This window comes from Candidatus Binatia bacterium (genome assembly GCA_036504975.1).
Lineage (GTDB): Bacteria > Desulfobacterota > Binatia > UBA9968 > UBA9968 > JAJPJQ01.
Map to the genome: position 1 here is coordinate 33299 of DASXUF010000122.1, position 10677 is coordinate 43975.

The window sequence follows — 10677 nt, forward strand, 5'->3', positions numbered from 1 at the left end:
CCGGCAACCTCAACCTGATGGGAAAGCATTTTCCACGCCGCGTTATTGGAATAGTCAAGCCTACTCAGTTTTTTATTTAACCGGGGTTTTGTTTTTTGCGGCGCGGTAGTGGGATATGACCGCGCGTAAAAAATGCTTCGGATTGAAAACCGTCGAGATCTGTCGACGGCGTATGAGGTACATGAAAGTTTCGAAATAGGGTCCGAGTCCTCCCTGCGACTCGGCGTAAAGCATGCTCCAGACCTGCTGACCGAGGGCCGCGTGCGTCTGCTCCTCCTCCGCGGCCGAGAGCTTCAATTCTTCGGCGTTATCGATCATCTTCTGAAGCACCATAAGTTGATAGCGGTTGAACTGCGACATGTGCCGGCGGTGCGTCGCGTTGTTTTCATGAACCCGCTTGCGCGCGACAACCACCGGAAAATAGGCGAAAGATCCGATTCGGGAAAGCCGGAGGAAAAGGTCTCGATCCTCCGCGCTTTTAATGTCTTCGTCAAAGAGCCCGATTTTTTCCCCGGCGCTCTTTAAAAGCAAGGATGCGCTCGGAGCGATATAGTTGCCCCACAGCAAACTGCTATATACGGGGCCGCGCAAGAGACGGAGTCCATCGGCTTGCTCGTCGTATTCGACGCCCTCGATCCGGGTTCCCGCAAAGACACTGCCTTTGATAATGCGCTCAGAATCGAAATACAGGGCATCGCCGAAGCTTAGCAGAATATGCGGATTGTTCTTGAAGGCTCGTTCGAGCAGCTCCAGATGAAACGGGAAAAAGAGGTCGTCTGCATCCAGTAGAGCGATTAAGTCTGTTTTCGCATAACGGATACCCGCGTTGCGGGCGGCGGAGACGCCGCGATTGTCTTGTTGCAGCACATGGAGCTCGCCATGGTACTGCTGTTCCCACTTACGGATACAATCGACGGTGCGATCAGTGGAGCCGTCATCGACGACGATGATCTGATCCGGACGACGGGATTGACCGGCGACGCTGTCAAGCGCTTCGCCGATGAAGAGTTCGGCATTATAAGCGGGAATGATCACGGCAATGCTGTAGTCTTTCATCGCCTTCTCACGAAAACAGCCAGAAGATTCTTCCAGTAGCTCATTCTGGAAGGATGACGCAAGACAGATTGGGCCGCCGCTGCGATCGCACGCCCCCTCTCCCCGCGGGTGCGATGGTAATACATATTTTGCGCAAAAAGAAACGCTAACTTGCGCCGGATCAGGGTCCGATAGGGTCGAAAGTGAGGATCTCTGAGGAGCATGCGCAGGGCGACGATGTACCAGTAGGCCGGAGGCCCCTCCCGGCGGGAAACGCTCGAAGGGTGATCTCGATATAGCGCGACGACCTCCGGGACAAAGTAAAAGTCCGTATGGCGAGCGAGCCTGATCCATAAATGATGATCTTCGTAATTCCCCAGCAAAGCTTCGAATCCACCGACGCGCAGCAGGAGAGCTTTTTTAGCCAATACGGTGCTGGTCCAACCGAGACTCATCTGCAGAAAGTCAGGAACGGGTTTTACCAGCTTTAATACCGCGCCGGATTCACAGGCGTGACGGAGCCGAGGGTGATCCACGGATCGAGTCTTGAAAAATCCTTCCGCGTCGGAAGTTCCGTCCTGGCGCAGGCGTTTAAAATCCGCGCCGATCCATTGAGCTTCCGGATGAGTATCGAGTACACGCCAACGGGTTTGCAGTGCGCCGGGAACCCACACGTCGTCGGCATCCAAAAAAGCTATCCACTCTCCGCGAGCCTCGGCAATTCCAAGATTACGCGCCGCAGCGGCGCCCAGGCGGCCCGGGTTATCGATCACGCGCACTCGAGGATCAGCCGTCCGCCAATACGAGAAACACTCGAGAGTGCTCGAGTCGGTGCTGTGGTCGTTGACGACGATTACCTCTGCTTGGTCGCCGAACCCTTCCTGCTGCAACACGGATTCGATTGCATCGCTCAAATATTGGCCGTAGTTCCGGCAAGGCACCACGACGCTCAAACGACACTCAGCCATGTGGCTCTAGTAGCTTTACCTATGGGCTTGTGTCAAACGGCAAAGAGAAGACAAGCGGAAGCTCGACGATACCACGCTCGAAGCGCAAGAGAAAAAGTTTTGAAGAGTCTCGGGACCAGGATCTCGCCGATCTTGCCGCTTACTATTCGAGCCTGAAGTAGAGAGAATTTCCAATCGAAACGACCGCTCTGTTGACCATCTGCGCCTGGAGGAACCCGGCGGCTGAGTAAATGTCTCGAAAGATCGCGGGCACACGCTAGGAGATCGCTTGCGAACGCCGATTATACGGTAGCTTGGCCAGGAGCATTGCCATGCCGCAAGTATTGGTGATCCCGGCAAACATCAGACCGGCGCCCACAAAGCCGCTGAGCAGGAGGAACCATGGCGAAACCGCAGCCCCCAGAACCGTGCCGAGGAGCACCAGGGTCCCTGCGACAATCTGCACCTGGCGCAGCAGGCTTATAGGGGCGTTCGGATTATACTCCACTGCATAGCCGGCACCCTTCCACGCCTGCAGACCTCCCTTCAGGTTGTAGACTTGGGCAAAACCGGCCGCCAAAAGTTTTCGACCTGCCTCAGCGGAACGCGTCCCAGTCAGACAGTGCAGCACGACTTTCTTGTTAGGTTCTCGTGGCACCTGTGCTGGGTTGAAGCTGGAAAGGGGCACCAGCCGAGCCCCCAGGATGCGCTCCCCGGCGTGCTCCGACGGCTCGCGCACATCCACGAGGACCGCTTCCCCTTTGTCCATCCATGCTTTCAGGAGCATCGGGTCAATTTCCTCTAAACGGTTTTCTGCTGTTACGTTCACGGTATCCCTCCCTGTGTGCCGGTCATCATTCTTAAGAGTACCTGATCTACTGGCCGGTGGGAACGAAAATCCCATGAAAATCCGCGTTCACTTGGTCGCCCAGTTTCACAACGCGTAGAAGCTTCCGATTGGCCACATCGATAATCCCAATTCCCGGGGTTTCACCCACTGTGGCATGGGGAATGGTCGGCGCCGGTTTTGGTCCCCGCAGGGTCACGTACGCCAAGCTATGATCCGGCGCAAACATAATGAGATCGGGTGTCTTGCCGACAAACTCAATGACAGTGGGCTGCTGGCCCGGCTTGCGAATGGCAGCAAGGGGATGGATCGTAATATTACTGCTGACGCGATGCACGATCCAAAGCGCATTGCGCGGCGCGTCAATAGCAATCCCGTGCGAATCCCGTCCGAATTTTGACAGATCGTGCGTCGCGATCAGCTTCGGCTCTCCGGCGACGTCGAACACGTACAACCAAGATGATTTCTCATTTCCGGCAGTCACGTAGAGTTCCTCTCCCGAGCGAGAGGCGGCGAAACCGCATCCGTTTTCGGCGATCTCGTTCTTTCCCCATCCCTTGGCGACCCTCCACGCCTGCAGGTCTATCACTGCCAGGCCGCCATTAAAGAGCGTCGTCAGCATGTAGCGACCGTCTTTCGAGAACCCGACGCAAACGGGGCGCCGGCTCGGGTAGAGTTTGGTGTCCGCCAGCGCGGGCGCCGCTTTCAGATCGAGAAACCGTGCGCTCTCCCATTTAGAACCGTTGCGCACGATCTCAGTGATGGTCTCGCCCCGATCCGGTTTTCCGTCCGGAGCGGCGGCCTGCGGGCCGATGTTCGAAACGTAGATCCGCTCTGGATGCGCCGGGCTCGGCTGCGCGGCATGGGGCGCTTTTCCAACGCCGGGAATGACCGCCTTCACCGCGCCATCCTTGCCGTCTAATACAGTGACGGAATTGGAGACCGTACTGGTAACGTACACATAGGGATCCTTGGGCACGCCCCAGAGCATGTGTGGTCGCTTGGCGTCGCCGAGCGTCTTTCCATCGATCGTTTTGAGAGTTTTTCCTTCCGGGTCCAAGATATATATCTTGTCGTCATTCTGATCGGCCGCCCAGACCTCATAGTGGGTAGACTTCTGCTGCATCAGCGCGCATCCAACGGTCAGTAGGAGCAGACCCAGACCAGCGAGTATGGACAGATTTTTTTGCATTGTTCTATTCTCCCTTCGGGTTCGTTAGCCTAGTACAAATTCACGAGTCCGTAAAGTAGAAGAAGTCGTGGTGGCTATTGATCGGAATAGTCGGAACTTTTCGACGATCTGGGCGCCGCGATTTTTCTTCCTGATGTGGTCGGATGGCAGGGAGCCGTGTGTAGCGTCATCGCCGTGATGCTGATTTGGTATCTGCTGACGGGTTGGAACGAGCAACGCAAACGATTTGGTCGAGCAGCCTAAGCGCCTTCGCCCGCTTCTTCGCGGTAGAGCTTAAGCGCCTCGAGGACCGGCACGTCGCTCATGGAAAATAGAATCGCTTCTTTGTCTTTGGAGCGGTTCTGGTGGCTGTGCCAGCTCCACAGCGGCACGACGAAGCAATCGCCCTGGTCCCAATCGTATCGTTGTCCGTTGATGAAAGTTGTGCCGCTTCCCCGGAATGCGTGATACACCGCGCTGTTGTTATGCCGGTGCGTCCTGGTCGCTTCGCCGGGCCTGAGCATCTGGATGCCGCAGGAGAGCGTCGGCATGGTATGACCGCCGTCGGGATTGACGTACTCCAGCGCGACGCCGTCGAACGGACTAGCCGGACTCGCGCTCAGACTCTTCAGGCTTTCGTACGTGTCCTTCCATTTGTAGACCAGGTTGTAGCTCGACCGATCGGAGGATTTTTCCCAAACCGGTCGCGTCGCGCCGACTCGCGGCGCGGTGGTCGCGGAAATTTTCTTGATCGGCTGGACGCCGCCGGGATACGGCTCCCAGGTGATGCATTGCAGCGAGAAGAGCAGCGGATTGTCCAAACCGTCCAGCCAGACGATCGGCCCGGCGTCGTTGTGGTGGCCGTGCCACGTCATCGAAGGCGTGAGGATCAGGTCGCCTTCTTCCATCGGCAGTTTTTCTCCTTCGACGACGGTGTACGCGCCGCCACCTTTGACGATGAAGCGGAACGCCGCGAAGTTGTGCCGGTGGGCGTGCGCCACTTCGCCGGGCTTCAAAAGCTGCATGGTCATCAGCATCGTGTGCGTCGTCGAGCGCTGGCGGCGGTTTTTTAAATCCAGGAATGCCGGATTGACCAGACGGAGCACGCGCCGCTCGGCTTTGCCGTCGAGCCCGTGCATCTCGCCGACCGTCTTGATCGCGCCGTAGAGATCGTCCCACTTCCATAGATGCGGCAGCACCGACGTGTGAGGGTCCTTGCTGTAGGTCGCGCGGTCCGCCTCGGACGTCTCCGACCAAAGCCCCTCGACGCCGAGCTTATGGAGCTTCTGGTCCAGGTCGCGCAACTCTTGCTCTTCCGACATCGTTCGGCTCCTGAGAGATTCTTCGCTGCGTGCAGAATGACACAAGAGAGACTGTCATCCTGATGAACGAAGTGAAGGACCTCTCTTCTTATGGCATTTTAATGCCCAACTCTCTCTGCGCTTCGCGCAAGGGCGCGAGATCGATAACCTCACTCACGGGAACGTCTTTGGTGAGCTTCAGCTCCGTCTTGGCCTGATCGATCACGAGCTTCAATCCTTCCTGCGGGATGTTGCCGTCGGCGTTGAAGACTTTCACCGTGGAGTCGTAGGAGGCCAGCGCCTGCTCGCGGTCGACCCGGCCCCATTCGACCAGGACATTGACCGCGCCGTTCTTGTCTTCGCGGATGAAGCGGTTGGCGCGGATAAGGGCCTTGACGATCTTTTTGACCTCCACCGGCCTTTCTTTGATGCTCTTTAGATTGGCGCCTACGCCGATGAACGGGAAACTAAAAACCTCGTACGCCCTCAGAAGCACGTTAAATCCCATCTGTTTTCCCAGGGCGTCCCCGGGCGGGGCGATCACTGCTACATCGACCAGACCTTCCTTTAACGCGGCCAGACGCGCTCGATCCGGCCCCAGGGCGATGAACTTGAGATCTTTCTCCGTGTCTAGGCCAAAAGATTTCAACATCATGCGACCCGCCACCTCGTCCGTGCCGCCGAAGTTGCCGATGCCGACGGTTTTCCCTTTAAGCTCTTTGCCCGATTTGTACTCGGGCTTGGCAACCAAAGCGTGGGTCGAACCGTCCAGGAGGCTTGCGAGAGCGCGCATGGGCATGCCCCGAAGCGCGCCGCGCACGACCGAGCCGAAGAGCAGAGTGTAGCCGATATCTCCGGTCACGAGGGCGGTTACGATATTCGGCACGTTCATGCGAATGATCTCTACGTCCAGGCCCTCGTCTTTGAAAAACCCCTTTTTCAGAGCCACTTGTGACGGGAGAAAAGACATGTTGGGGTTGGTGACGGCGACGCGGATTTTTTCGGCAGCGTCGAGCGCCGGCCCGGACGCCGACAGGAAGAAGGCGATAAGAGCCAGGCGGCAAATTGTTTTCATGACGTTATTCATGCCGCGCGGCTTGCCCGCAGCACCTCGTCCATGCGGCTTTTGACGCCGCGCTTGGCCAGTTCTTCCTCGAACATCTTCCGGATGCGCGGCTCTTCGTCGTCGTACTCGATCTGATCCCCGCCCTGCTTGACGCTCTCAGCCGTGCCCCATTGTTTGCGGAGGCCGGGAAATTTCCTGCTGCTGAAGGGCTTCAGCGCCAGGTATCTCGCCGGCTCGTTGCCGACGTTGAAGTGTTGGTGAAACCAGCGCTCGGGCGGAACCAGGAGACTGCCCGCGCGCCAGTCGTATCGCTGGACCTCCTTGCCCTCGGGCCACATGACGGAAAAGCCTTCGCCTTTGAGAATGATCACGTGAGCGCCCGCGCCGTGGCGATGCGCTTTCTTGTACGTGCCGACGGGAAACTGCGAGATGTGCGCCGACATGACGTTATTGGCCATTTCGAGCAGCGTCATCTTACCGCCGGCGCCGCGTTCTTTTCTTTCGATCAGCTCGAAGCTCCTCACGTCGCGGATGAAGTTGGTATCGCGGTAGTGCTCCGACAACGCCTTCACGTTGCCGCTGAAATAATTTTCCTCGCCGTCGTAACGATCGGTGAACGGGTAGTCACAGTTGAAGACGAAGTCGATGTTGTGAAAGAGATTCAGGACCGTTGGAGCATTCGTCATGGCGAGAAGACGAACCGGCTTGTCGCCCGCCCCGTTGAAATGCTGGTGCCAGGTGTTGAGCGGGGGCGAGAAGAGCGAGCCTTGCTGCCATTCGAAGGTCTGCTTCTTCTTGCCATCGCGCCAGACCGTCGTTGCGCCACGGCCGCTGACGACGAAGACAAGCTCCTCGAACATCTTCTTCTGCGGGTTGAGAGATTTTCCGGGAGGGATCTCCGCGATGTAGCAGTCGTTGACTCCCTCCGTGCCTTCGAGATTGAGATAGGCGCCGAGACCTCCGACGCGATTCCACGGCGCCAGCTCCACTTTGCGGATGTCCTCGATGTGAAAGGCGCGGATCACGGGCAGGCCTTCTTTCTCCAGGAACTGCTGGTAGGTGGTCTTGAAACCCAATTCGTTCATCGTTTTCCGCTCGGCCATAGTTTCTCCCGTTTGCCGCTTTCACATGTCTAATACGCCCATGAGACGGCAGTCAAGGCGCGCTGTGGCGTCGGCGGGCTCGACGCGCTAAGATTTTCTCGTGACCCCGAGCAAATTCAAATTCCGCGTGGGCGAAAAAGCGGGCGAGGTTTCTGCGCTGCTGCTGCGGCCGGATCATGCGCGGGCTCTCCTCGTCCTCGCGCACGGCGCCGGCGCGGGTATGCAGCATAAATTCATGGAAGAGATCTCACAGAAGCTCGCGAGCCAAGGCGTTGCGACGTTGCGCTATCAATTTCCGTACATGGAGAAGGGGAATAAGGCGCCGGATTCGGAGGGAACGCTCACCGAGACCGTGCGCGCGGCCGTCGCCGCAGCGAAAAAACACGCTGGCGACCTGCCGCTCTTTGCCGGCGGCAAGTCGATGGGCGGCAGAATGACTTCCCTGGCTGCGTCGAAGACGCCGCTCGACAGCGTGCGCGGGCTCGCCTTCTTCGGCTTTCCGCTCCATGCCGCAGGCAAGTCTTCGGCTGCGCGCGGCGAACACCTAATGAATGTTGCCGTGCCCATGCTTTTTCTCCAGGGCTCGCGCGACGCGCTCGCCGATCTCAAGCTCCTCAAGCCGCTGTGCAACCGTCTCGGCAAGCGCGCGGAGCTTTTCGTCTTCGACGGCGGCGACCATTCGTTGCACATGCTGAAAAGCTCGGGACGAAGCGACGACGAGGTGCTCGACGAAGCTGCGCAGACAGCCGCGTCTTGGGCATCACGTTTGACAGCGTGAGGCAGGGTCATGTCCGACCTTTCGCTCGAAGCTTTGGCACAGACGTTTCAACGGTTCGCGCGTGAAGAGGTTCGCGACGCTTCGCCGCTTTATGAAAAGCTGTCTTTATCTATCGCAGAAGATCCGGAGATATTGGCGCTGGCGGCCCATGCGCGAAACGGCGAGAGGATTCCAAATCTTTTTTTTGCCGCCGTTCAATTTCTTTTGCTGAACGGAATCAAACATCCGGTTTCGGTGTTTTTTGAGATCGCTTGTGGCCCTTCGGCCTCGGTTGAAGATCCCTACCCTGAGTTCCGCTCTTTTGTCTCGAATACGACGAGGAAATTCGCGGGCTGATCGCGGTCGGACTGGTACAAACCAACGAGGTCAGCCGCCGCGCTTTTTTGGCGCCTGCTTTCGTTTTTATCTCGCGTCAAGGACAAGGCCATCCGCTTTATCTCGTCGAGATCGGCGCCAGCGCCGGACTGAACCTTTTGTGGGACCGTTACGGCTACATATATGGAGACATCCACCGGGGCGGCGATTTAAATTCGCCGGTACAAATCAGATGTGCTCTGAGAGACAGCAGGCCGCCGCCGATTCCGGAAATATTTCCGGAAGTCGCCGGCCGCATCGGATTAGATCGCGTGCCGATCGAGACGAGCGATCCGGATGCGATTTTATGGCTACAGGCGTTGGTTTGGCCGGAGCAAGTCGAGCGGGCTGAGTTGCTGAAACGCGCGATTCAAATCGCCCGGCAAAATCCGGTCAAACTTATTGCGGGAGACGCGGCTGAGACGCTTCCTGCGGTTTTGGCGGCAGTTCCCAAAGACAACACGTTGTGCATCTTTCGAACTTTCACGCCGCTTGCGCCGCAATCCCGCGAGCGGATTGCCGAGATGTGCGCTCAATACGGCGCCCGGCGGGATTTGTTTCTGCTCTCGACGACGGGCGGCCGCAGTATCGATTCCGAGCTTCAACTGGTCTCATTTATCAATGGGGTGAGAACGGGGCGAATTCTTGCCCGTTGCCACAATCACGGCCAGTGGCTGGAGTGGCTGGATGTGAGCTGAGACCGACAGGGAACGCGACCTTTTTCGACACGGTCGTTTCAGTTATATTCTAACGGCATCCGGAGTCTCTAGATCATGGAAGCGGCGCTCAGAAAGACGCTGATAGAAAGCCTTGCCGAGCTTGTCGGAGCCGAGCACGTTCTTACGGACCCGGCGCGTCTGGACGAATTTTCCTGGGACGCGCTGAGCGAAGGGCGGCTCCATCCTCAGAAGAAACCTGCCACAACTTTGCCTCTCTGCATCGTCTTGCCCGATTCCACGGCGGAGGTGCGGCGAATCGTCATGCTCGCCGATAAAGAAAAGACGCCCATCATCCCTTACGGCGGCGGCTCCGGCCTCATGGGCGGAGCGCTGTCGGTGCGCCCGGCGGTCGTGCTCGACCTAAGAAGAATGAATGAAATTCTCGACATCGACGTCGAGGCGCTTTCCGCGCGAGTAGAAGCCGGTGCCGTTCTCGAATCGGTGGAGCAAAAGCTGAACGAGCAGGGCTGCATTCTTGGCCACGATCCATGGACCTTGCCCGTGGCTACCATCGGCGGTGCGATTTCCACCAATAGCATAGGCTATCGCGGCGGAAAATACGGCTCGATGGGAGACCAGGTTTTGGGGTTGGAAGCGGTTTTGGCGAACGGTGAGGTCTTGACGACGCGCGCCGTGCCGAAATCTTCCGCCGGAATCGATCTTAAATCGCTCTTCATCGGCGGCGAAGGATGCTTCGGCATCGTGACCGAAGCGACGATCCGAATTTTTCCCCGGCCGGAGAAGCGATCTCTGCACGCGCTCGGTTTCGCGTCGTTCGAGCAGGGATATGGCGCCATCCAAAAATTCTTCGCGCGCGGTCTGGAGCCGGCGATGGTCGATTTCGGCGACAATGAAGAAAAGTATCAAGGCCTCGCACTCCTCTATCTGGCTTTCGAAGGCGTCAAAGAAGTCGTCGAGGCGGAGGAGAAAATTGTTCTGGCGATCTGCGAGCTGGCAGGCGCGCGACGGCTGCCCCAACGACAGGCGGAAGAGTTTTGGAGCGAGCGGCATACGATTGCGCGGCGATTTATGGAGAACCGTCGGCAGCGGCGAGAGCGCGGTCGTGACGGCGTTTATCGCGACTGGATTCACGTCGCACTGCCCGCCTCCAATGTTTTGCCGTTTAGAAAGGCGGCGATGGAGATCGTCGCCAAGCGCGGGGTTCACCTGCAGGAGAGCGGTTTATGGATTCGGCCGGAGCTTTTCTCAATGCCGCTCCGAATCGAAGACGACGGCACGAATCGGGCGCAGCTCGCGCTGGAAGAGACCGTCGAAGAGCTGCTTCGTCTGGTTCAAAAAATGGGCGGATCGATGGAATACACGCACGGCGTCGGCGTGAAGCTCGCGCCGCTCATG

9 protein-coding genes and 1 pseudogene are annotated in these 10677 nt (G+C 58.0%); 3 read left to right on the forward strand and 7 right to left on the reverse strand.

Annotated features, from left to right (window positions below):
* Positions 1 to 72 precede the first annotated feature (72 nt).
* The 7 genes from VGL70_16405 to VGL70_16435 all read right to left on the reverse strand — a co-directional run bounded on the left by VGL70_16405 (position 73) and on the right by VGL70_16435 (position 7470).
* Complete coding sequence (locus tag VGL70_16405; protein ID HEY3305108.1) at positions 73 to 1056, reverse strand: glycosyltransferase; 984 nt, start codon at positions 1054 to 1056, stop codon at positions 73 to 75.
* Positions 1053 to 2003, reverse strand: coding sequence for a glycosyltransferase family 2 protein (locus VGL70_16410; GenBank protein HEY3305109.1), 951 nt, complete (start codon positions 2001 to 2003; stop codon positions 1053 to 1055). Before VGL70_16410 ends, VGL70_16405 begins: the two co-directional genes overlap by 4 nt.
* Before the next feature lie 256 nt (positions 2004 to 2259).
* Complete coding sequence (locus VGL70_16415) at positions 2260 to 2769, reverse strand: rhodanese-like domain-containing protein (GenBank protein HEY3305110.1); 510 nt, start codon at positions 2767 to 2769, stop codon at positions 2260 to 2262.
* A gap of 88 nt (positions 2770 to 2857) precedes the next feature.
* Entirely contained in the window at positions 2858 to 4021 is a 1164-nt protein-coding gene (locus tag VGL70_16420; protein ID HEY3305111.1) for a hypothetical protein, read from the reverse strand.
* 239 nt (positions 4022 to 4260) lie between these two features.
* Positions 4261 to 5322: a cupin domain-containing protein gene (locus tag VGL70_16425; protein HEY3305112.1), complete on the reverse strand. Its 1062-nt coding sequence runs from the start codon at positions 5320 to 5322 to the stop codon at positions 4261 to 4263.
* 88 nt (positions 5323 to 5410) lie between these two features.
* Positions 5411 to 6376 carry an ABC transporter substrate-binding protein gene (locus VGL70_16430; protein HEY3305113.1) on the reverse strand — a complete coding sequence of 322 codons (966 nt, stop codon included), beginning with the start codon at positions 6374 to 6376 and terminating at the stop codon, positions 5411 to 5413.
* Between the two features lie 8 nt (positions 6377 to 6384).
* The gene (locus VGL70_16435) at positions 6385 to 7470 is read right to left on the reverse strand and encodes an ethanolamine ammonia lyase-activating protein (GenBank protein HEY3305114.1); all 1086 of its coding nucleotides are present in this window, start codon (positions 7468 to 7470) and stop codon (positions 6385 to 6387) included.
* A 100-nt stretch (positions 7471 to 7570) separates the two neighbouring features.
* Between VGL70_16435 and VGL70_16440 the strand changes: the two genes are divergently transcribed.
* The 3 genes and pseudogenes from VGL70_16440 to VGL70_16450 form a co-directional block, all read left to right on the forward strand.
* Positions 7571 to 8248, forward strand: a complete 678-nt coding sequence (locus VGL70_16440) for an alpha/beta family hydrolase (GenBank protein HEY3305115.1) — start codon at positions 7571 to 7573, stop codon at positions 8246 to 8248.
* Positions 8249 to 8257: 9 nt separating this feature from the next.
* A pseudogene (locus VGL70_16445) lies at positions 8258 to 9300 on the forward strand (DUF2332 domain-containing protein).
* Positions 9301 to 9375: 75 nt separating this feature from the next.
* On the forward strand, positions 9376 to 10677 hold a 1302-nt coding region (locus VGL70_16450), incomplete at its 3' end, for an FAD-binding oxidoreductase (protein ID HEY3305116.1).